Annotated in this window: 31 protein-coding genes; all 31 read left to right on the top strand. The window is 42.2% G+C overall.

Annotated elements, in window-relative coordinates:
* Positions 1 to 18: 18 nt before the first annotated feature.
* On the top strand, positions 19 to 453 hold the full coding sequence (locus PR808_RS01705) for a PACE efflux transporter (RefSeq protein ID WP_272538562.1): 435 nt from the start codon (positions 19 to 21) through the stop codon (positions 451 to 453).
* Between the two features lie 156 nt (positions 454 to 609).
* On the top strand, positions 610 to 828 hold the full coding sequence (locus PR808_RS01700) for a hypothetical protein (protein WP_125892327.1): 219 nt from the start codon (positions 610 to 612) through the stop codon (positions 826 to 828).
* Between the two features lie 52 nt (positions 829 to 880).
* The gene (locus tag PR808_RS01695) at positions 881 to 1,096 is read left to right on the top strand and encodes a hypothetical protein (RefSeq protein WP_125892325.1); all 216 of its coding nucleotides are present in this window, start codon (positions 881 to 883) and stop codon (positions 1,094 to 1,096) included.
* A gap of 285 nt (positions 1,097 to 1,381) precedes the next feature.
* The gene (locus PR808_RS01690; protein ID WP_272538561.1) at positions 1,382 to 1,795 is read left to right on the top strand and encodes a putative holin; all 414 of its coding nucleotides are present in this window, start codon (positions 1,382 to 1,384) and stop codon (positions 1,793 to 1,795) included.
* Entirely contained in the window at positions 1,795 to 2,163 is a 369-nt protein-coding gene (locus tag PR808_RS01685) for a hypothetical protein (protein WP_272538560.1), read from the top strand. The genes PR808_RS01690 and PR808_RS01685 overlap by 1 nt, the downstream gene beginning before the upstream one ends.
* Positions 2,160 to 2,654 (top strand): TIGR02594 family protein, encoded by a 495-nt coding sequence (locus PR808_RS01680; RefSeq protein ID WP_272538559.1) that lies wholly within the window; start codon positions 2,160 to 2,162, stop codon positions 2,652 to 2,654. Before PR808_RS01685 ends, PR808_RS01680 begins: the two co-directional genes overlap by 4 nt.
* 1 nt (position 2,655) lies before the next feature.
* Positions 2,656 to 3,126, top strand: coding sequence for a lysis protein (locus PR808_RS01675; protein WP_272538558.1), 471 nt, complete (start codon positions 2,656 to 2,658; stop codon positions 3,124 to 3,126).
* Positions 3,127 to 4,166: 1,040 nt separating this feature from the next.
* On the top strand, positions 4,167 to 4,754 hold the full coding sequence (locus PR808_RS01670; protein ID WP_272538557.1) for a hypothetical protein: 588 nt from the start codon (positions 4,167 to 4,169) through the stop codon (positions 4,752 to 4,754).
* A 126-nt stretch (positions 4,755 to 4,880) separates the two neighbouring features.
* On the top strand, positions 4,881 to 5,510 hold the full coding sequence (locus tag PR808_RS01665; protein ID WP_272538556.1) for a putative metallopeptidase: 630 nt from the start codon (positions 4,881 to 4,883) through the stop codon (positions 5,508 to 5,510).
* 30 nt (positions 5,511 to 5,540) lie between these two features.
* Complete coding sequence (locus tag PR808_RS01660; RefSeq protein ID WP_110592012.1) at positions 5,541 to 6,029, top strand: DUF2280 domain-containing protein; 489 nt, start codon at positions 5,541 to 5,543, stop codon at positions 6,027 to 6,029.
* Positions 6,026 to 7,600 carry a terminase gene (locus tag PR808_RS01655; protein WP_272538555.1) on the top strand — a complete coding sequence of 525 codons (1,575 nt, stop codon included), beginning with the start codon at positions 6,026 to 6,028 and terminating at the stop codon, positions 7,598 to 7,600. Before PR808_RS01660 ends, PR808_RS01655 begins: the two co-directional genes overlap by 4 nt.
* Positions 7,600 to 8,970: a DUF4055 domain-containing protein gene (locus tag PR808_RS01650; RefSeq protein WP_272538554.1), complete on the top strand. Its 1,371-nt coding sequence runs from the start codon at positions 7,600 to 7,602 to the stop codon at positions 8,968 to 8,970. Before PR808_RS01655 ends, PR808_RS01650 begins: the two co-directional genes overlap by 1 nt.
* Positions 8,967 to 10,088, top strand: a complete 1,122-nt coding sequence (locus PR808_RS01645) for a hypothetical protein (protein ID WP_272538553.1) — start codon at positions 8,967 to 8,969, stop codon at positions 10,086 to 10,088. The genes PR808_RS01650 and PR808_RS01645 overlap by 4 nt, the downstream gene beginning before the upstream one ends.
* Positions 10,089 to 10,160: 72 nt before the next feature.
* Entirely contained in the window at positions 10,161 to 10,523 is a 363-nt protein-coding gene (locus tag PR808_RS01640; protein ID WP_110592008.1) for a Gp49 family protein, read from the top strand.
* A gap of 109 nt (positions 10,524 to 10,632) precedes the next feature.
* On the top strand, positions 10,633 to 11,397 hold the full coding sequence (locus PR808_RS01635) for a hypothetical protein (RefSeq protein WP_272538552.1): 765 nt from the start codon (positions 10,633 to 10,635) through the stop codon (positions 11,395 to 11,397).
* Positions 11,398 to 11,409: 12 nt separating this feature from the next.
* Positions 11,410 to 12,363 (top strand): major capsid protein, encoded by a 954-nt coding sequence (locus tag PR808_RS01630; RefSeq protein ID WP_272538551.1) that lies wholly within the window; start codon positions 11,410 to 11,412, stop codon positions 12,361 to 12,363.
* A gap of 17 nt (positions 12,364 to 12,380) precedes the next feature.
* Positions 12,381 to 12,653 (top strand): Ig-like domain-containing protein, encoded by a 273-nt coding sequence (locus tag PR808_RS01625; RefSeq protein ID WP_272538550.1) that lies wholly within the window; start codon positions 12,381 to 12,383, stop codon positions 12,651 to 12,653.
* 41 nt (positions 12,654 to 12,694) lie between these two features.
* Entirely contained in the window at positions 12,695 to 13,174 is a 480-nt protein-coding gene (locus PR808_RS01620) for a DnaT-like ssDNA-binding protein (protein ID WP_272538549.1), read from the top strand.
* A gap of 2 nt (positions 13,175 to 13,176) precedes the next feature.
* Complete coding sequence (locus PR808_RS01615; RefSeq protein ID WP_272538548.1) at positions 13,177 to 13,530, top strand: hypothetical protein; 354 nt, start codon at positions 13,177 to 13,179, stop codon at positions 13,528 to 13,530.
* Position 13,531: 1 nt separating this feature from the next.
* Entirely contained in the window at positions 13,532 to 14,113 is a 582-nt protein-coding gene (locus tag PR808_RS01610; RefSeq protein WP_272538547.1) for a hypothetical protein, read from the top strand.
* Positions 14,110 to 14,511, top strand: a complete 402-nt coding sequence (locus tag PR808_RS01605) for a phage tail terminator-like protein (protein WP_272538546.1) — start codon at positions 14,110 to 14,112, stop codon at positions 14,509 to 14,511. The genes PR808_RS01610 and PR808_RS01605 overlap by 4 nt, the downstream gene beginning before the upstream one ends.
* A 47-nt stretch (positions 14,512 to 14,558) precedes the next feature.
* Positions 14,559 to 15,218, top strand: coding sequence for a phage tail tube protein (locus PR808_RS01600; protein WP_196719272.1), 660 nt, complete (start codon positions 14,559 to 14,561; stop codon positions 15,216 to 15,218).
* Entirely contained in the window at positions 15,218 to 15,481 is a 264-nt protein-coding gene (locus PR808_RS01595; RefSeq protein WP_272538584.1) for an Ig-like domain-containing protein, read from the top strand. Before PR808_RS01600 ends, PR808_RS01595 begins: the two co-directional genes overlap by 1 nt.
* Positions 15,474 to 15,788 carry a phage tail assembly chaperone gene (locus tag PR808_RS01590; RefSeq protein ID WP_164528721.1) on the top strand — a complete coding sequence of 105 codons (315 nt, stop codon included), beginning with the start codon at positions 15,474 to 15,476 and terminating at the stop codon, positions 15,786 to 15,788. The genes PR808_RS01595 and PR808_RS01590 overlap by 8 nt, the downstream gene beginning before the upstream one ends.
* 50 nt (positions 15,789 to 15,838) lie before the next feature.
* The gene (locus PR808_RS01585; RefSeq protein ID WP_209102771.1) at positions 15,839 to 16,075 is read left to right on the top strand and encodes a DUF1799 domain-containing protein; all 237 of its coding nucleotides are present in this window, start codon (positions 15,839 to 15,841) and stop codon (positions 16,073 to 16,075) included.
* Positions 16,076 to 16,331: 256 nt separating this feature from the next.
* A complete protein-coding gene (locus PR808_RS01580) occupies positions 16,332 to 16,772 on the top strand; it encodes a Panacea domain-containing protein (protein WP_272538545.1) in 441 nt (146 codons plus the stop codon).
* Between the two features lie 9 nt (positions 16,773 to 16,781).
* A complete protein-coding gene (locus tag PR808_RS01575) occupies positions 16,782 to 17,216 on the top strand; it encodes a hypothetical protein (RefSeq protein ID WP_272538544.1) in 435 nt (144 codons plus the stop codon).
* Positions 17,217 to 17,294: 78 nt separating this feature from the next.
* Positions 17,295 to 17,654, top strand: coding sequence for a hypothetical protein (locus tag PR808_RS01570; RefSeq protein ID WP_272538543.1), 360 nt, complete (start codon positions 17,295 to 17,297; stop codon positions 17,652 to 17,654).
* A gap of 83 nt (positions 17,655 to 17,737) precedes the next feature.
* On the top strand, positions 17,738 to 18,088 hold the full coding sequence (locus tag PR808_RS01565) for a hypothetical protein (protein ID WP_272538542.1): 351 nt from the start codon (positions 17,738 to 17,740) through the stop codon (positions 18,086 to 18,088).
* 97 nt (positions 18,089 to 18,185) lie between these two features.
* On the top strand, positions 18,186 to 18,713 hold the full coding sequence (locus tag PR808_RS01560; RefSeq protein WP_272538541.1) for a hypothetical protein: 528 nt from the start codon (positions 18,186 to 18,188) through the stop codon (positions 18,711 to 18,713).
* Between the two features lie 54 nt (positions 18,714 to 18,767).
* Complete coding sequence (locus tag PR808_RS01555) at positions 18,768 to 19,226, top strand: hypothetical protein (protein WP_272538540.1); 459 nt, start codon at positions 18,768 to 18,770, stop codon at positions 19,224 to 19,226.
* The last annotated feature ends 59 nt before the right edge of the window (positions 19,227 to 19,285 follow it).

Here is a 19,285-nt window from a genome sequence, read left to right as displayed (position 1 = left end):
GCCGAATCACCTTAATTAATGGGGTCATTCGTGCTTATATTGTCGTCACGTTCACGAAAGTTGCTTTATGCCGTTGTTTTTGAGTTTTTTGCAATCTTATTAAGCGCCTTGTTGCTTTTCATTTTAAGTAATGATAGTGGACATAGTTCAACATTTGTCGCGGTTATTGTTTCGGTTATTGCATTGATATGGAATTATGTTTTTAACACACTATTTGAATATCTTGAATGTAGGCTGAGGATAAAAAAACGAACCGTTAAAGTCAGAATATTTCATTCAGCAGGATTTGAGATTGGTTTATTTATGTTCACAGTACCTCTCTACATGTGGTGGTATGATGTGGGTTTTTTAAAGGCCTTCTCGATGGAGGTTGTTATTTTAATCTTCTTCTTTATTTATACGTATGTCTTTACGTATATCTTTGATTTACTGTTGCCCAGGGTTAATGTGTGAGGAACCTGAACGCATACACTCTCAGCGTATGCCTCCATAATACTTATAATCTGCTATCAAGTTCTGGTAGCGCGGAACAGTCCGGCTGAACTAAATCAGTCACCCATTCCAAGGGCTGCGCATTGCGTGGCCCTTTCTATTTAAGAGAGGCATCAAATGAAAACAATCCAAGTTACGGTGACGAAGCTTAGTGGCTCCGTCTCTTTTGAAGTACACCAGGGAAGTAACTTACTTATAAAAGATACTCTCTATGGCAAGTCAAGCGCTGAATTCCATAAAAAATACAAGGTAAGCTGCACCTCTGATGAGTTCTTGATTACCACTACCCATAGTGATAGTGAAGACGTGGAAATTTCAGTTAAAGTTATTGGCTAGTAAGCAATAAATACAATAATCTATCTCTGGGTACCCAACAAAGGAGATAGAAATGTTTGTAGATAGCAATTTAGCCCCAGACCCAGATAATGCAAATTCGGTTTTGGGATGGGGAGTGGTTAAGTATGCACCATGGCATTTAGATAGCGTACATGCTACTGAAACTCAAGCGGAATTGCGGGCATCGTTATTAGATAATGGCTATGAAGTGCATTATGGCTCACATAGACTACAAAGTGACGACTTTGTATGGAGTGAAGTTAAATAACGTGTTTATTTGACACCCAAATACTAGGTCACTTAGGTGGCCTTTTTTATTGGAGATAATATGAAAAATATATTTATTAATCTATGCATTAAATTGTCTGGTAAGACTAAAGAACAGTTAAGTTTAGCCTGATCATTTCATTACTTTTTAACCCGCTCAAAATACAAAGCCTATTGGCGAGCTATATTTCATTAACTTATCGAAAACCTCATGCAGAGAAATCGATAGCTGCGCATAAGGCGGAGTTGCGCCCGTCACCTATTAAATCAAGAGAACAAATCATTTATGAGCACATCAATAGGGATAACCCTCGGTGCTGCTGGCGGTGGCGCGATGGGCGGTTTCCTTATTGGTGCCGACTATGGTGTTGTGCTAGGGGCAGTTATTGGCGCATCAGTTTCCGTCATTGCATCTAAAGATAATAACCGACGAAAGATACTTCATTTTATCTTAGCTCTTGGCGTGGGGATCCTCATTGCTAAAGAAGCTTCTGATGTTATCTCACAGATATGGAGCTGGGATATTAGCCCTAGAATAATGGCAGTAATTATTTCGGCTTTGTTAATCCCCGTTTTGGTGCTAGCTGCAAACAAAGACAACCTTAGAAAGCTGTTTAGCCGTATTGCCGTATCAATAGACCGAAACTTCAGCAGTATCGTACAGGCCATTAAAGACTGGCGAAATAAAGGGGGTAACTGATGGACACCTTCTTAACGATTTTTACGAATATAACTTGCTGGGTGGAGGCTCACCCTTTAGATGCTACCGATATTGGTCTTATGGTGGCCTCGGCTATTATCGCATTCCTTTGCCCTTATGAGAAAACGAGAGATTCGATAGTTACCAATATATTAATTGTTTGCTGGGTTTACCAGATTGGTGAAACACTGGCAGGCGAACGAATATCAGCGCCATCTGATGTGGTATTTGATGCAGTTATTTTCCTCGTCATTTTATCGGCTGGTGGCAACATCATGTCGGTTGTTGTCATCAGTAAGCTAATGTCCCGAATCAAATCAATCTGGCTGCTAATTAAGCGGCCTTTTACTTTTATGGTGAAGAAATGACAGAACCTAAGTGGCTAATCGAAGCCAGAAAAGAAATTGGAGTTACTCGATTCCCCAGCCCGAACAGCAATCCTAAAATTGTTCAATATTGGAAAGATATGAAATGGTCAGGTATCAAGGAGGACAAAACCTCTTGGTGCGCAGGCTATGTTGGCGCGATGCTTGAACGAGCTGGAATTATCGGTAGTCGCTCGGTCAGCAAGGTTCCTGAAGCGGCAAAATCATATTTAGATTGGGGTATTGCATTAAAAGAGCCTCACTATGGTTGCGTGGTTGTTTTTGATAGGGCTGGCGGTGGGCACGTTGGTTTTTGTGTAGGGAAAACAGCAGATGGTAAGTTGCTTATTTTAGGCGGCAATCAATCGGATGCGGTTAATATCAAATCATTCCCACTGACCAGAGTTGTTGGCTATAGATGGCCTAAAGGTGTGGAAGGTGATAACCGAACTCTGCCAATCGGCGATGCCGCATTGTCAGTGAAAGAGTCGTAATATGGGTTCGCTAACTAAAGCATTAATGGCCGCTTGTGCCATTTTGCTATTTTGGCTCTGGTGGGTTGCTGATGACTTTGACAAGTTGAATGATAAACACACTAAGTTAGAAAGTAGTTTCTCTAAGTTAAATAGTGATTTCAATGAGCAGGTTGCTATTAATGAAGACTACGAAAAGCGCATTAACTCCCTTCACGAACTCGACACCAAACACACAACGGAACTTACAAATGCAAAAGCTGAAATTGACCAGTTGCGTATTGATGTTAGCAATGGCACTAAGCGCGTGTACGTCAACGCCGACTGTCCAAAGCCCGAACCGAATACCTCCGAAAGCGGAAGCAATGAAAGTTCCGCACGACTTAGTGAAGCAGCTGAACAAGATTATTGGCGTCTCAGAGAAATGATGGTTGAGAACGAAAAGCAAACTTTGTATTTACAAGATTATATTAGATTGGAGTGCTTACATTAGCTCCAGCCAATGAAGGTTCTAATTAGAAAAAGTAAGTTTAAGAAGGAGATAACTGCAAGTAGATATATAAATGCTTTAAAGAATAGAGTTGTAACGCCTGCTTGGTGGTTATCACGAATAAGAATAAATACAACGCAAATAAATAGAGAGAAAACGATAAGTATGGTTGTAATCGGAGGGGGATGTATAAGGTTCATGTTTTTGAAAAAGTAATTTTATCTTAATTCTATAATGGTGGTAGCTTTAGAGGCCATAGTATCAGAAATTGTATGGATAAAAAAAGCCTCAGTAAGCAGAGGCAAATACTTGGAATGTTTATTACTAATTTTACGAATAACCCAAATGTCGTAAGGGCGTGCGCATAGTACCAACATAAGTTAAATAATCTAGGTGTAAATTGTTACGAAATACGGAAAAGACTATTGATTGATGAGTTTGATAGCAAAAAAAGCCTACACAGCGGTAGGCTAAAGATGTTGCTTATACAATTGAATATCACTTTAAACATAGTAGGAATTTCAAAGTATGCAAAGTTATTTCTAAATATTTTCAGCTGATAGCGGATTAAGTGAGCAAAGATTTTGCAATAGAAGGGGTTTTAAGTGGCAAAAAAATAGCCCACATACCGACAGGGAGGGTGGGCATAACAGTATGCACAGCTAGGTTGATTATTATTATGTCATCTTTTTTAGAATAGTATATTAACTGAGAAATAAGTGTAAAAAATCTTAACCAAATGTGTCAGTCTTACAATAGCGGGTCTTTTTAATGGAGAAACACCATGGCAGCACAAGGTTTCGATAAACCACTTTAATTCCGTGAAGAGTTGGATAAAAGTATTCCGAAAGAATAAAAAAAGACCCACGTGTCTAATGAGGGTCTGAAATATGGCTACACTATGTCTTATTATACCTAATGAGTCGTGTACTGCATGAGTTAGTCAACAGTACAGCACTGGCTAAACAATAGCCAACTTATATTTGTAAAGGTTCATAGCCATCAGCTAATCACTGGTGGCTTTTTCATTTATGGAGACAGACATGTCAGATAAAAAAGAAATAGCCACCCTATCTATAAAGATATCAGTTGATAGCACTGACTTAGATAAGTTGGAAGCGCAACTAAAGCGCATTGAAGGTCTGATGGTTAGCACGGGAATGAAGCAGCCAGCTAAGCAAGGCTTCACAGTGGATTTTGGTATATTCAACCCTAAAGGGTGTTTAGAACCTGTGTTTACAGTTTCTTCTAGCAGAGTGTTCATTAATGATGTGTTTATTGAGAATGGCACTATAGAGAAAATGGTACTGCAGCCAGCAGAAGAACAAACTAAAAAGGGCGCAGAGCAAGCGCGGTTTGAAATAACCACAGGCGTTAATGATAACCGTGAGCAAGTATCTGCTGAGGTGCCCCTTAAATCTTCCGCTAAAATTGCTGAAACAAGTAAAGCCATTTCTCGCGAGCAGTCAGAATTCGAAAAGCTTCAACAACTGATTGAGGATAAGTTTAATTACTTACAGTCTTCAATTACAGCCATACAACATACGCAAGCTAACTCAGAGATAGCGAGTGCGAATGCTATTGAGCAAGTTCGCGCTGAGGTTCAACGTAAAGAACAACTTGATTTATAAAATTCTACAAACGTCATTCACTGAGTGGCGTTGATAGAGTTTTATATAGGTTCTCATGGTTTAGCTTCACAACGGGTCCCGAAAATATATTGATATGTCCAGTTAAATATTCTGATTGAGGAAGTTATGAGTGATGAAGCATTTGCTAGGCCATATCCACCTCATGAGTTTATCGAATCATTTTCTCCGCACATAAAAATAACGTCTGCTCCTGAGGTTAATGAGTGGGTACAGCAACACCTACTCAATGATGACGGTGATATTCATAATCCTGATCATATGCACTTAATTGATGCGGATATTTGTTTTATGTGGGCCTCAAACTCATTCAATAAGAAAGGTCGGTATGTGCTAGGTCAATGTGAAGAAGTCATGATGCGTGCTGGTGGCTGGCAGAAAGCCAGAATGGAACAACAAATGTATGAATGGTTTGGTCGTATACCTAAGTTTGTTATCACATTAGCTGCTGATTACTGCGCTCAATGTTCGGATGCCGAGTTTTGTGCATTGATTGAGCATGAGCTTTACCATATAGCACAAGACATGGATGAATTTGGCGCACCCAAGTTCACACAGGACGGTATGCCTAAGCTGAAATTAAGAGGGCATGATGTAGAAGAATTTGTCGGCGTTGTTCGTCGATATGGCGCTAGTGAAGAGGTTCAAGCAATCATTGATGCCGCAAGCGAAAAGCCAGAAGTGGCTAGGTTGAATATATCCAGAGCGTGCGGAACCTGTTTAATGAAACTGGCTTAAATTTTTGACTAGTTTTGACAGGTATTGATTATGGCAGCGTTAAAATCAGAGGTTAAAATTTATATTATTCAATCCCTTGCCTGCTATGACACCCCCTCTCAAGTGGTTGAGTCCGTCAAAAATGAATTTGGGTTAAAAGTGAGCCGCCAGCAAGTTGAATCTCATGACCCAACTAAGTCAAGTGGGCGTAAATTAGCGAAAAAGTGGGTAGAGCTTTTTAATGAAACCCGTGAACGATTCCAAACTGAAATAACAGACATCCCCATAGCGAATAAAGCCTACCGTTTGAGAATGTTAGACCGAATGGCGGTTAAAGCTGAGAGCATGCGTAATTTTGCGTTAACGGCACAATTAGCTGAGCAAGCTGCAAAAGAGTGTGGGGATGTTTATACCAACAGACACAAGGTAGAGCAGAAAGTTGAGACGACGCACAACATTATGCCTGTTCCTGCTTGTGACAGCGTGGATGATTGGGAGAAAGTCGCACAACAGCAACAGGGCGGGGTATTAGGTGAATGAATTACAACGTAGTTTGGAAGCCTTTGCCTGGTTCGCAGTCGTTATCCTTAAGTTGCCCATGCAATGAAATACTGTATGAAGGCACGCGAGGTCCTGGTAAAACAGCGGCACAACTTGCCCGTTTTAGGCGTAATGTGGGTATTGGCTATGGCTCATTTTGGCGCGGTATCATATTTGATACGGAGTACAAAAACCTTGCCGACATCATCACGCAATCAAAGCGGATGTATCGGTTGTTTAAAGATGGTGCTCGCTTTCTTGCTTCAGCCTCAGAATTGCGTTGGGTATGGCCAACTGGTGAAGAGTTACTATTTCGATTTGGTAAAGAAGCGGATGATTATTGGGATTACCATGGGCAAGAGTTTCCCTTTATTGGTTTTAACGAATTAACCAAGCAAAAATCACCCGATTTCTACGAGGCAATGTTCTCTTGTCGACGCTCATCATTTAGACCAAAAGATTACCCCCTTGAAAATGGCACATTACTAAAGCCTATTCCGCTTGAGGTTTTCAGTACGACAAACCCGTTTGGTATTGGTCATACATGGGTGAAAAAGCGTTTTATCGAACCAAAGCCACGAGGAACCGTTATTCGGGAAACACAAAAAGTGTTTAACCCACAAACTGAGCGTGACGAAGAAATTACATTAACTCGCGTCGCTATCCATGGCTCATTTAAGGAAAACCCGTACTTAGATCCCCAATACATCGCAACGCTCATGAGCATTAAAGATCCAAACCGTAAAAAGGCGTGGGTGGAAGGTTCTTGGGATGTGACAAGCGGTGGGCGTTTTGACCATCTTTGGAATGCAACACACCATGTGATTAAGCCGTTTCAGATCCCCGACAGTTGGGTTGTTGACCGATCACATGACTGGGGGGAGTCAAAGCCATTTTCTAACTTGTGGTGGGCGCAATCGGATGGTACTGAAGCCACCTTACCCGATGGCCGTAAGTTTTGCCCACCAGCAGGGACGTTAATTTTGATTGGTGAGTGGTATGGGTGCCCGCCTGATGAGCTCAACAAGGGGCTGAATATGTCATCAACCAATGTTGCTAAAGGCATTAAGTGGATTGATGAGCGCTTAGCGGGCTTAGATAGCGTTATCCCTAGTGAAATAGTTCAAGACGGTATTACACAGGGGCAAATGAATATTATGCCCAATATCTGTAAAAAGGTGATTAAAGGTCCTGCAGATAATTCTATCTATACCCCTAACGATGACGAGGACTCCATTGCACAAAAAATGGAGGCTCAAGGTGTCGAATGGATGAAAGCGAATAAAAACCCTGGTTCCCGTATTAACGGTGCATCACTTTTTGCCGATATGCTCGAGGCGGTGATTGAAGGTAAGAAAACAGAGTCAGGCATACCAGAAAAAGCGGCATTTTATGTCTTTGACTATTGCCGAGGCTGGATCAGTCGAGTTCCTGTTTTAGTTCGAGACTCTAAAAACCCTGATGATGTAGATACCGAGCAAGAAGATCATGACTGGGATAGTACACGCTATCGCGTTCTCCATAAACCGAGTCGTCCAGCCTTTGGCATTAATTTAGGAACAACCTTCTAATGAGTACAAACAACGTTGATTTTACTCGCCCTGAATATAAAGCGGCTGCGCCTCAATGGAAGTTAGTCCGTGATGTATGTCGAGGTGGCGAGGATATAAACACTTATTTGCCCGAACTTGTCGAGCAGGATGATGCCCGTAAAAAGAAACGTAACAAAGACTATCAAGACAGGGCCGTGTTTTACCCCATAACGGGCAATACCCGAAACGGTATGATAGGCATGGCGTTTAAAAAAGACCCCTTAGTTGCCGTTATCGAAAAGCTGTCGTGTTTAAAAGACGATGCTGACGGGGCGGGTTCAAGTATCTATCAATTGGCTCAGTCTTCACTTGAGTCAGTATTAGAAGTCGGTCGGCATGGTCTGTACGTCGATTACAACAGCGATTCGAAACTCCCGTACATATTCCAATATCGCGCTGAAGATATCATTAACTGGCGTACAGCGCGTATTAATGGGCGCACGATGTTAACGCTGGTGGTATTGCGTGAAACGGTGGAAGAAGAGGACGGGTTTGGTTTTAAGGATGCGGTTCAATACCGTGTATTAGCCATTGAAGACGGTCATTTCATTTGCCGTGTTTATCGCAAGGCAGCAGGGCAAAGCGTATTTCAAATCGATTCTGAATACATCCCTGAGCGTGCCGGTAATGGTGCGTGGGAGGAAATCCCGTTTACGTTTATCGGTGCTCAGAATAATGACCACACTATTGATGAAGCCCCCTTGTTAGGGCTGGCAAAGATTAACCTAGGGCATTATCGAAATTCGGCAGATTATGAGGACTCTGTTTTCTTTTGTGGCCAAGTTCAGCCATACCTTGGTGGGTTAGATACCACGTGGCGGGATCATTTAGAGAAAACAGGGGTTATTGTGGGCTCTCGTTCACCCGTTATGCTGCCTAAAGATGGCTTTTTTGGTTACGCTCAAGCACAACCTAACATGCTGGCTAAAGAGGCGATGGACAGTAAGCGTGATTACATGGTTGCGCTGGGTGCTCAATTGGTTTCTGCGGATAGTAAGGTCAAAACGGTTATTCAGTCTGTCGGTGAACAGAATGCCCAAACTTCCATTCTGAGTATTTGCTGTTCAAACGTTTCTGATGCATTTAGTAAAGCGCTAATGTGGTGTGCTGAATATTTAGGTTTAGATACGACGGACATTTCGTTTGAGATTAACAAAGACCTCGTTAACCACATCGCGGACAGTGCGATGATCCGCGAAATAGTTTCCGCATGGCAATCCAGTGCAATACGTAAGTCTGACTTAGTCCGTAGTTTGCAAAAATACGATGTTATCGACCCTTCAGATGATATTGAGGTGGTGGTGGATGAACTGAATACCCAGCAGCCCACGATGGTAGGTGAAACGTGATATCCGTGAATACGCAGTTAATGGATGAGTTAATAGCTCATTCGCTCTTTTCAGGTCGATATTCCACCAGCGTCGCTAAACGTATGGTCAAGGTATTGAATGAGTTCGACGCTGAGCTCACAGCAACATTAATTACTGCGCTCGATGATGCTGACATTGATATCAATAGCTTTACGGTTAGGCGGTTGGAGTCATTATTGTCCAGAGTCGAACGAATTAATGGTCAAGCAATAGAACGGGCATTTGCGTTTTTATCGGATGAAATGAAGGCGTATGCTTTTCATGAAGTCAGTTTTTATCCCTCCCTGTTCAATGCGCTGCTGCCTGATGCAGTATTACGCCATTATCCCTTTATGGGGATCAGCGAGGAGATGTTATACGCCTCAGCGATGTCTCGACCTTTCCAAGGGAAGTTATTGTCTGAGTGGGCATCAGGGCTAGAAAAAGACCGTATGACCCGTATCAGCAATACCGTGCGTAATGGTTATCTCAATGGGGATAGCGCCGTTCAAATCGGGCGAAAAATTCGTGGTCATGCGAAGCAGAATTATAAAGACGGCGCATTACAGATGAGTCGTGCAAATGCAACCACGCTAGCCAAAACGGCTATCAATCATGTGCAAGCCACTGCACGTGAACATTTAGTGGACGCCAATAAAGACATTATTGATTGCAAACAGTGGCTTTCAACACTGGATAACAAAACCTCTCATGATTGTATTGTGCGTGACAGGCTGAAATATACTTTAAACGGTCATCCGATTGGCCATAAGGTTCCCTATAAACGCGGCCCTGGCAAAATCCATTGGGGATGCCGCTCAACGGAAACACTCATTCTTAAATCGTGGCGTGATTTAGGCATTGATACGGATGAAATGGATGATGGGACACGTGCGTCAATGGATGGGCAAGTTCCTGTTAAAACAACGTATTTAGAGTGGATCCAAAGGCAACCCGAATGGCGACAGCGCCAAGTGTTTGGTGAAGTGCGGTTTAGGTTGATGAAAGAGGGCGGCATGGCTCCTTCTGAGTTTTATACCGATAAAGGCGAATTTATTCTGTTATCTGAATTAAAAGCGCTGGATGAACGGGCATTTAGAGAGGCGGGCTATAACTAATCGTTCCAGTAATTAATTTAATTATTCGACCAAGACTCCTAACGGGGTCTTTTTTATTTAAGGAATTAAAAAATGACAGATAAAGATATCGAAAAAGAAATCCAAGCCAAAGGTAAAACAGCGGCTCGTGTAACACCTGAGCATATTGATAGCATCATTAAGGATTGCTACTACTTTACTGCTAAAGATGGTGCTAGGGGGGCGCTTGAGCCTCAGACAGCTTTACTCGGATGGCATGAGTCACTTAACTACCTTACGTTTTGTGTATTGATATTAAAAAATGGCTTCATGGTTACTGGTGAGTCAGCATGTGCAAGTCCTGAAAATTTCGATGCGGAAATTGGTCGCAAAATTGCCAGACAGAACGCAGTTAATAAAATTTGGGCGCTTGAAGGTTATCTGCTCAAACAGAAAATTCACGATACAGAAAAATAGTTTTATTTGAATCTTCAAGGTCACTTCGGTGGCCTTTTTAATGTCTAAATTCAGCTGAGGGCTGAACTAACTCAACGCGCTAGGCGCATTCAATCCCAAGGGGAATCACATGTTATTTATGAATATCGAACGCAAGTACTATTCACAGGCTGGTGGCGAGGATAAAGGGGGCGGTGCTGGTGGCGCACTCGAAATCACACCTGAAATTCAAACCCTTATCGACCAGCAAGTGTCTGGACTAAAAGCCAAGAACACCGAGTTACTCGGCAAAATCAAAGAACAGGGCGACAACCTAAAACGCTTTGATGGTATTGATCCCGACACGGTGAAAGGGATGCTTAAACGCTTTGAAAATGACGAAGAAGCCAAACTCATTGCCGATGGCAAGATTGATGAAGTCATTAATAAGCGTACCGAGCGCATGCGTGGCGATACAGATAAGCAGTTAAAAGAGGCTAATGCCCGCGTGGAAAAAGCAGAAGCTTTTGCCAATAAATTCCGCGCACGTGTTTTGGGTGATGAAATTCGTTCAGCGGCGGGTAAAGCGGGCGCATTAAGCAGTGCGCAAGAAGATTTAATTCTACGTGCCAAAGGCATTTTTCAAATCAACGACGAAGGTCAGGCCGTCGCTGTTGATGAAGATGGGAATCCAATCATGGGCAAAGATGGCCGAACACAGCTATCCCCTATTGAATGGATTGAATCCCTGAAAGAAAGCGCACCGCACTTATTCCCAGCCGCATCAGGTACAGACGCAGGGAAACATAAGCAAGGTGGTGCACACCTTAAACGTTCTCAAATGTCCGCCAGCGAAAAGGCTGAATATATTCGCCGCTATGGTCGTGACACTTATTTAAGACTTCCAAAAGAGTAAGGAAAGGCAGCAATGACAGCAACAGTGAATAGTGATTTAGTGATTTATAACGATTTGGCACAAACCGCGTTCTTAGAGCGTCGCCAAGATAATTTAGCGGTATTCAACCAGGCATCGAATGGTGCCATTGTGCTGGATAACCTGTTTATTGAAGGCGATTTCCGTAAACGTGCTTTCTATCAAATCGGCGGCTCGATTGGGCATCGTGATGTTAACTCGACTGATAAAGTTGAAAGTAAGAAAATTGGTGCAGGTGAGTCCATTGATGTTAAAGCACCGTGGATGTATGGCCCTTATTCTACGACGGAAGAGGCATTTAAACGCCGTGGTCGCGATGTCTCTGAGTTCTCAGAGCTGGTGGGAGCTGATGCGGCGGACGCTTCACTGGAAGGTTACATCAAATACGCACTTTCTGCTTTGGGCGCAGCGATTGGTAATAATACCAAAATGGTGGTTTCAGCAGACATTGCTACTGATGGCAAGAAAACGCTTACACGTGGCATGCGCACCTTCGGTGACAAGTTTGGTCGCATCGCTCTTTGGGTTATGCACTCTGGAACCTACTTTGATATTGTTGATGAAGCTATCACCAGCAAAATTTATGAAGAAGCGGGCATTGTTGTTTATGGTGGTTTGCCAGGTACATTGGGCAAGCCTGTATTAGTTACCGATACCGCTCCAGCAGATGCTATCTTTGGTCTGGTGCCAGGAGCTGTGAGTATTACTGAATCCCAAGAGCCGTCTTTCCGTTCTTATCCTATCAATGACAAGATGAACTTAGAGGTGGGCTACCGTGGTGAAGGTACCGTGAACGTGGGGGTTCTAGGCTATAGCTGGGATGAAACAAAAGGTGAAAACCCTGACCTGGCCAAGATTGGGACAAAAGGAAACTGGAAAAAGCATTTCACTAGCGACAAGTTAACCGCTGGCGTCATGATCAAGCTGACCGCTGAAGTGGGAAAGTAGCACTGTCAGCGGATAAAATGTCCGCTATCGCTGACAGTGCCGATGTTGTGACCGTTACACTCAATTATACCAAGGGAAGCTCGCCAGTTGAGGGGGCTACCGTTAATTGGTCAACAGCTGGTGGTAATTTGAGTGTGACATCCTCTAAGACGGGCAAAGCGGGGGGCGCGACAGTGAAATTGTCCTCGGATACCGAAGGTCAATTCATTGTCACGGCAACAGTCGATGGAGTGACTCGGTCAACGGATGAAATTACATTTACGGCTAAGCCACCTGTAAGTGGTGAATAACTTAAAGGGGTGCAATACCCCTTTCTTATTTTGAGGGGCTTATGATTGATTCAGATAAAACCTCCCTGACCTTTAACAGCTATGCTAGCGTAGCGGATTTAAAGGCCTATGCTTCAGCAAGGCGGTTAACGCTCCCTAATGAGGGATTAGAAGGATTGCTCATTGTGGCCATGGACTATCTCGAATCCCAAAAGTGGTTAGGTAAGCGAACCGATGTTCATCAGCCGCTCTCTTTTCCACGTACGGGATTAATTCGTGATGGTATTGCGGTTTCAAGTGAGAATATCCCCCAGCAAGTTATCCAAGCCCAATGCCGCTTAGCGATTGAATCTCAAGAAAACGACCTGCAACCTACTTTAGGTGGGGAAATCATTGCAGAACGTATTGAGGGCGCTGTTGATTTGAAATACGCGGAAGGTACCAATACAGGTGCACCAAATTTTGCTTGGTTGAAAGGTTTGTTATCGGGCTTGATTGATATCTCTGAGGGGTTCGCCATTAATACGTTTGCAATGAGGTAGCCATGAATATCTATCAGCGTGGTCACCACACAGCGTTGCGAATGCTGAAGAAATACGGTGCTTCATACCCAGTTAAACGGGATGGTAAACATTGGGTTGATGATGAGACGGGAAAAGAGCACCACGAGCCTGAAACTGAGTTTCTCGCCACAGGGGTTAAGGTGCAATACAAACCCCATGATATTGACGGGACGCTTATTCTGGCGACAGATATCAAAATGGTCTTTTCACCTGCCACGGTTATTCAGAAAGGGGATCGGGTATTCGTTGACGGCGTGTGGTTGCGTGTACAAGAGCCTAATCCAATTAAACCTGCTGAACTCGTAATTTGCTATCAATCTCAATTGAGGGCGTGACATGTCACAATCATTTATGCGTTCAATTAATTTGTTTGTTGATAATGCCCAAGCAGATATGGAAGCGGTTGTTAAGAAAACGGGGTTTAAAATTTTGGCTCAGTTGGTTCAAATGTCACCTGTCGGTAATCCTGAACTCTGGGAAGTCAACCAGACGGCAGTCAGTTATAACCAAGCAGTATTTGAACACAATGAAGAACTTAGGAAAGACCCTAATAACCTTACTCCAAAGAAACGTCAGTTAAAAAAGCGCGTGCGTGTCAATGACTCCATGGATATCAAAGCCCCTCCAGGTTATACCGGTGGGCGGTTTCGGGGTAACTGGCAAGTGACGTTTGATACACCTGCAGACGGTGAGACAGGACGAATTGATAAATCAGGCCGAATGACCGTCTCTATGGGAAATTACGTACTTGAGCACTTCAAGGTAGGCATGAGTGCTATCTACTTTACCAATAATGTGCCCTATGCTTACCCGTTAGAAATGGGCCATTCAAAACAAGCCCCGAATGGCATGGTGGCTATCACTGCACAGAATGTGAGTCAGTTCTTTAGAGAGGCCATGGCTGAGGTGAAATCATGAAGCAATCCGAAATTAATCAGTCAATACGTGCGCTGGTGGCTCAGATTGCGAAGCAAGCGGGGTTAAAGGTGGCATGGCCTAATATGGCTTTTGATGAAATTAACTCCCCTTATTTGCAAATGCATATTTTGCCAGCGGCAACGGAGAATATGGGGCTAGCGCTCGATATGCCGATTTTAAAAGGGGTCATTCAAATTAATCTTGTGGGTAAAGTGGGGAGCGGTGACGAACACTTAAGCCTGATTGCGGATAATATTAAAACTCAGCTTGAGAACGGGCTCACATTGACCAAAACCCTTTATCTCAACAGTGAGCCAAATCAATTACCCCCTCTCGTGGGGGATACCCACTACACCATTCCCATACGCACATTCTATCGATGTGATTCAGTTCGATAACACCGCCAGCTGGCGGTTTTTTTTATGCATAAATAAAGAGGTTCATTATGGCGGAATATAGCATTCCTAATGGTTCTACTGTTTCGGTTTCCAGTGGATATGGTGAAGCAATCGCGATTACTGCTGCATCGAATGCCAGTGAGGTTGTTCTTACTGTTGCAAGCGCGGGCGATATTAAAGCGGGTGATGTTGTGATCATCAGTGACAGCTGGAGTAATTTAAATGGCCCTAAACGGGTTAAAACGGTTGCGGCCAGCAATATCACCATTGAAGGCTTTGACAGTACGGATAAATCTAAATATCCAGCAGAAGAAGCAATGGGCACTATCAAGAAGGTCACGGGTTGGACGCAAATCAAACGTGTGACGACGGTGGGCATTGAAGGGGGCGATCAGCAGTCCACCAGCATTCAGTTTCTTGAGGATGATCAGGCAATCAGCATTGACACCTTTAAGAACCCGTACATCATTACTTACACATTAGCCTATAACGCCGATGCTAAACATCATGCTTTATTACTGGGTTATGATGAGAGTAAATCGCTGGTGGCTGTGCGTTTTTATAATAAACGTGCTGAGCAAGATCGCTATTATTTGGCATCGACCTCGTATAAAGAAATCCCTGATACGGCGGTGAACGAAATTGAAACAACGACCGTTCGCTTCTCTTTGCGTTCTAAACAGTCTGTCTACGCCCACGCAAAGTAATCCCGGTATCTGAGCTCACAATTGATAAACCGATTGCCACAGGTGTTGTGGGAGAGGTGATTTTACTCAACCTCACCTTAACACCTGCTAATGCATCCAATCAGAATGCGACATGGAAGAGCTCTGATACCGCAAAAGCGACTGTGAATACCGCAGGTAAAGTCACACTGAAAGCCGCGGGCAAAGTGACTATCACTGCCACTGTTGACGGTGTAACAGTCAATTCAGTTATTACGATTAATGAAAAGGCGAATAATGGCTAAGTTAACCTACAACCCAACACCGACATTTGAACATACTGTCAAAATTACAACACCTGACGGTAAGCAAGGTGATTTACCGTTTGTATTCGTTCACAAGAAAATGAGTGAACTGGATGAGATGGGGAAAGCGGACGATCTAACCGATACAGGATTTTTGCTTCAAATTGCGAAAGGGTGGGGATTCAAAGATCGAGAGTTTAACCACGATAATGTGGCAGAATTTTTCGATAACTACCCAGGGGCAGCTTTCGAAATTTTTACGTCCTATCGCCAAGCGCTCTTAGGTATTCGGGAAAAAAACTCCTAGCGGTTGCGCAGGCACTTTACAGTAAGCCACTGTCAGCGATTGAATTAGATTTGCTGGGGGATCTTGATGACAATGATGTTGAGGTTACCCCAGATATTGAAGCTTCAGTCACGCTATTCCAAGCGCTATCAACACAATGGCGGGTCAGTATGGACGGTCCTACTGGGATTGATTATACCGTTATCCCCATGCTGGCCAGTGCTTACGGTATTTGTGATCTGGCAACCGTGATGAAAGATATTCAATTGATGGAGTCAAAAGCTTTAGAATTGATACATAAAAAATAGGGCGGTAATGCCCTAAATAATTAGGGCTGTTTATTTACACAGTTATTTGTGCTGCGATATTTAACGTTTAGATTTGCATTGAGAAATAGCTTTCTATTGCAGCGCAAAGTGGAACGTGGCAATCTCGCGGGGCGCGAATTATACGTATGGCAATGTAAAATACAAGCAACGCTATTGACTTAATGTAACTTAACTTACATTATAACCTCAGTTGTTATATCAATTTGATAAAAATTCTATTTAATTTGAGGTGCGTATGCTTACTTGTTTTGATGTGGCTGATTACTTTTTATCACGCTGCGATGATGAAAGCGGCGATCTCATTTCCAATCTTAAATTACAAAAGCTAGTTTATTATGCGCAAGGTTTTTCGCTAGCTTTGCTAGATGAACCATTGTTTGATGAAAACATTGAAGCTTGGATGCACGGCCCTGTAGTTCCTCAGTTATATGCTAAGTATAAGAATTATGGGAGAGAACCTTTACCTTCACAGGGTTTTGATAAAAATAAATTCACAGAAGATCAATTGGACCTATTAGAAGAGGTCTACAATGTATATGGTCAGTTTTCTGCTTGGAAACTTAGAAATATGACTCATGATGAGTCACCATGGGCTGATACATACATTGATGGAGCAGGGCCAATTAGCATTCCAAATGATAGAATGAAAACCTTCTTCAAGACCCTCATTGTTTAATGATACGCAATGGCAAAGGGTAAAAATAAATTCAGAGGTAAGATAGCCAAACCGCCCAGTGAAGAATCTGGGCGTATTGGTCTAAGTAAACCAAGCAAAGACGACCTGCCAGAAAATAATCCTCCAGTATTTTCATTACGATACCTTCAGAAGGGGTATTGTCTAGATTGCTGTCAAAAAGATGAAAAAGCAGCTTTAGCCGATAAGTTATTCACATTAAGCAAGCTATCATGGTCCGAAATCAAAGGGCTGCCAAGGCATGGGCTGGGGTTCGAAAAAATAAAGAGTAGCAGCATTAACGCTTCGATTCCCAAGCATATTACTGATGATGTTGATTTGATAGCTTTCAGATTTTTCGGTATGAGTCCCATGGTTGGTTACAGGAATGAGTCAACATTTTTTATTGTATGGCTAGATAGAGCATTTACTTTATACGACCATTAACCCACTTCGGTGGGTTTTTTATTGCTGGAATATATTTGATGACTTAGTATTGATAACCAAAGTCAAATGGAGATATCAATGAAAAAGGTTATATTTGCTAGTGTAATTGCGTTATGTGGCTTTTCGGCGTTATCAGCAACAACATATAGCTTAGAACAATTGAGTCAAATTTCCGAAAAAGGAAAAACGCCGAATACATTAGCCTATAAAGAAATCTTAGAAATTAAAAATATCAATAGCTTTGAAGCTTGCACTGATTGGCTTGATGAGCAGTTGCATCCATATGCTGATTTTCCTCAGCGGGTTGAAGTTGATAAATCACCAAAACAGTACGGAGTGCGAGTTTTTACTGAAGATAAAACACTAACCTTTAATTGTGTAAATTATGGCGGAATGGATGGTATATCAGGCGCAATAAGTGAAGCTCTTTATCAGTAATTTTTCTTAATTTGGTTTTTTATTGTTTATCAATTAACATTAGCTTAACATGGGCTTATCTTAAGCTAAATGTTGGGCTGATTATGAATAAATCACTGATGTTTGTAGCGCTTTTATGTTGTAGTTTTATTGTAATTTCTAAGCCTGTTTATACTGCTGATGAACTTCACGACATGGTTCTTTCTGGCACTAACCCTGAAACGTTAAATTCTCACTTGGTGTACGATTCTACAGGGGTAGTCACATTCAATAAATGTGTATCAACGATGAGAAAATTACTGAGTGATTTAGGGGGCTATCCATCAGTAATCGAAAGAAATAGCTTTGGTGTGTTTCGAGCTAAGCTTTGGGCTAGTGATGGGCTGTATGAGCTTAACTGTGTTGAAGCAAATGATAGCGTTATCGCTGAGCAATATAAAGCAGAGTACAAATAGCTAACTCCATACGACTAGCCCACTTCGGTGGGTTTTTTATTGCCTGAAATCTGCATCTATCCTAGTATTCACGTACTTAACTTAAATATGGTGATGTATGAAAAAGGGAATTATTGCAGGTTTATTAACGCTTGCTTGTTTTAATGGGTATGCAATAGAGGCAAGTACTGTAACCAAAGCCCCATTTGGCTTGGAGTGGGGACAAAGTTTTGAGGACGTTGAGAAAGTTGAAGATATTGATTTAAGTAATTGCAAAAGCATGCGTGGATATAAAGCGTGTGATATAGATTTTTTCTTAGAAGGCCAAGAACCTTTCATGCCATGGACTAGTAATGCCATGCTGACGTTTAAAAATAACAGGCTAATATCAGTTGTGAACTCATATCCTGTGAGCGAGTTTAAAAAGAGTGATTGTGGAAATATACCTAAAGAAATTAATTATCTATCTAGTTTAGGTGCTGATACCACACAGCTAACTGAACTTACAAAATCATGTAATACTCTCGAAAATAAAGGGATAAAGAAAACCATCAAAACGGATTATGGTACTGTTGAATTTTCAGTAATGAAGGTCCCCTTTGGTGGTGTTATTGGTGTCACTAATTATAAATCAGATGATAAATAGAATTTGCACTTCCGCTAAGCTAACATTACTGAAACCAACAGGTGGGATGGATAGATGAGAAAACTATTATTGGGACTTTTACTTTGCTCTGTTGGATTTGGGGCTGTTGCTGACTGGAAGTATTCTGAGAAAGTTGATGAAATGCGGGGAACCACCCAGTACTTTGCAAGCTTAGCACCAGAGAAAGATAATGAAGGTATAGCAATAATGTTAATAGCGGAAGGCTATAATAACAAAGAAGCATATAACTTTCACTTTTCCCTAAATGGCGCTGAATTTGATTGCAAAGTAGGGGATATCTGTTCTGGCCTAATGAAAGCTGATAGCGGCGAAATTAAAGAGTTATTATTTGAACTCGATAAAAAAAATCAGTTTTTGGGATTTATTATTGGAATGCGTAATTTTTCAACAGAATTATCTGGCGCAAAAATCCTATATATAGAGCTTCCTATTTTAGGCAAAGGCATGATGCAATTTAAGTACGAGCCCAATAAACTAAAATGGTCGATGTAATAATCATTAATAGTCACACATAACCACCTACGGGTGGTTTTTTTGTACCCGAGGAAAGT

Source organism: Providencia sp. PROV197 (assembly GCF_028479625.1).
Taxonomy (GTDB): Bacteria; Pseudomonadota; Gammaproteobacteria; order Enterobacterales; family Enterobacteriaceae; genus Providencia; species Providencia vermicola.
This window is presented reverse-complemented; position numbering and strand designations above follow the sequence as displayed.

Excerpts from the sequence above, each read along its gene's own strand:
- PR808_RS01705 (WP_272538562.1), top strand. The coding sequence starts at position 19 with ATGGGGTCATTCGTGCTTATATTGTCGTCACGTTCACGAAAGTTGCTT.
- PR808_RS01700 (WP_125892327.1), top strand. The coding sequence starts at position 610 with ATGAAAACAATCCAAGTTACGGTGACGAAGCTTAGTGGCTCCGTCTCT.
- PR808_RS01695 (WP_125892325.1), top strand. The coding sequence starts at position 881 with ATGTTTGTAGATAGCAATTTAGCCCCAGACCCAGATAATGCAAATTCG.
- PR808_RS01690 (WP_272538561.1), top strand. The coding sequence starts at position 1,382 with ATGAGCACATCAATAGGGATAACCCTCGGTGCTGCTGGCGGTGGCGCG.
- PR808_RS01685 (WP_272538560.1), top strand. The coding sequence starts at position 1,795 with ATGGACACCTTCTTAACGATTTTTACGAATATAACTTGCTGGGTGGAG.
- PR808_RS01680 (WP_272538559.1), top strand. The coding sequence starts at position 2,160 with ATGACAGAACCTAAGTGGCTAATCGAAGCCAGAAAAGAAATTGGAGTT.
- PR808_RS01675 (WP_272538558.1), top strand. The coding sequence starts at position 2,656 with ATGGGTTCGCTAACTAAAGCATTAATGGCCGCTTGTGCCATTTTGCTA.
- PR808_RS01670 (WP_272538557.1), top strand. The coding sequence starts at position 4,167 with ATGTCAGATAAAAAAGAAATAGCCACCCTATCTATAAAGATATCAGTT.
- PR808_RS01665 (WP_272538556.1), top strand. The coding sequence starts at position 4,881 with ATGAGTGATGAAGCATTTGCTAGGCCATATCCACCTCATGAGTTTATC.
- PR808_RS01660 (WP_110592012.1), top strand. The coding sequence starts at position 5,541 with ATGGCAGCGTTAAAATCAGAGGTTAAAATTTATATTATTCAATCCCTT.
- PR808_RS01655 (WP_272538555.1), top strand. The coding sequence starts at position 6,026 with ATGAATTACAACGTAGTTTGGAAGCCTTTGCCTGGTTCGCAGTCGTTA.
- PR808_RS01650 (WP_272538554.1), top strand. The coding sequence starts at position 7,600 with ATGAGTACAAACAACGTTGATTTTACTCGCCCTGAATATAAAGCGGCT.
- PR808_RS01640 (WP_110592008.1), top strand. The coding sequence starts at position 10,161 with ATGACAGATAAAGATATCGAAAAAGAAATCCAAGCCAAAGGTAAAACA.
- PR808_RS01635 (WP_272538552.1), top strand. The coding sequence starts at position 10,633 with ATGTTATTTATGAATATCGAACGCAAGTACTATTCACAGGCTGGTGGC.
- PR808_RS01630 (WP_272538551.1), top strand. The coding sequence starts at position 11,410 with ATGACAGCAACAGTGAATAGTGATTTAGTGATTTATAACGATTTGGCA.
- PR808_RS01625 (WP_272538550.1), top strand. The coding sequence starts at position 12,381 with ATGTCCGCTATCGCTGACAGTGCCGATGTTGTGACCGTTACACTCAAT.
- PR808_RS01620 (WP_272538549.1), top strand. The coding sequence starts at position 12,695 with ATGATTGATTCAGATAAAACCTCCCTGACCTTTAACAGCTATGCTAGC.
- PR808_RS01615 (WP_272538548.1), top strand. The coding sequence starts at position 13,177 with ATGAATATCTATCAGCGTGGTCACCACACAGCGTTGCGAATGCTGAAG.
- PR808_RS01610 (WP_272538547.1), top strand. The coding sequence starts at position 13,532 with ATGTCACAATCATTTATGCGTTCAATTAATTTGTTTGTTGATAATGCC.
- PR808_RS01605 (WP_272538546.1), top strand. The coding sequence starts at position 14,110 with ATGAAGCAATCCGAAATTAATCAGTCAATACGTGCGCTGGTGGCTCAG.
- PR808_RS01600 (WP_196719272.1), top strand. The coding sequence starts at position 14,559 with ATGGCGGAATATAGCATTCCTAATGGTTCTACTGTTTCGGTTTCCAGT.
- PR808_RS01590 (WP_164528721.1), top strand. The coding sequence starts at position 15,474 with ATGGCTAAGTTAACCTACAACCCAACACCGACATTTGAACATACTGTC.
- PR808_RS01580 (WP_272538545.1), top strand. The coding sequence starts at position 16,332 with ATGCTTACTTGTTTTGATGTGGCTGATTACTTTTTATCACGCTGCGAT.
- PR808_RS01575 (WP_272538544.1), top strand. The coding sequence starts at position 16,782 with ATGGCAAAGGGTAAAAATAAATTCAGAGGTAAGATAGCCAAACCGCCC.
- PR808_RS01570 (WP_272538543.1), top strand. The coding sequence starts at position 17,295 with ATGAAAAAGGTTATATTTGCTAGTGTAATTGCGTTATGTGGCTTTTCG.
- PR808_RS01565 (WP_272538542.1), top strand. The coding sequence starts at position 17,738 with ATGAATAAATCACTGATGTTTGTAGCGCTTTTATGTTGTAGTTTTATT.
- PR808_RS01560 (WP_272538541.1), top strand. The coding sequence starts at position 18,186 with ATGAAAAAGGGAATTATTGCAGGTTTATTAACGCTTGCTTGTTTTAAT.
- PR808_RS01555 (WP_272538540.1), top strand. The coding sequence starts at position 18,768 with ATGAGAAAACTATTATTGGGACTTTTACTTTGCTCTGTTGGATTTGGG.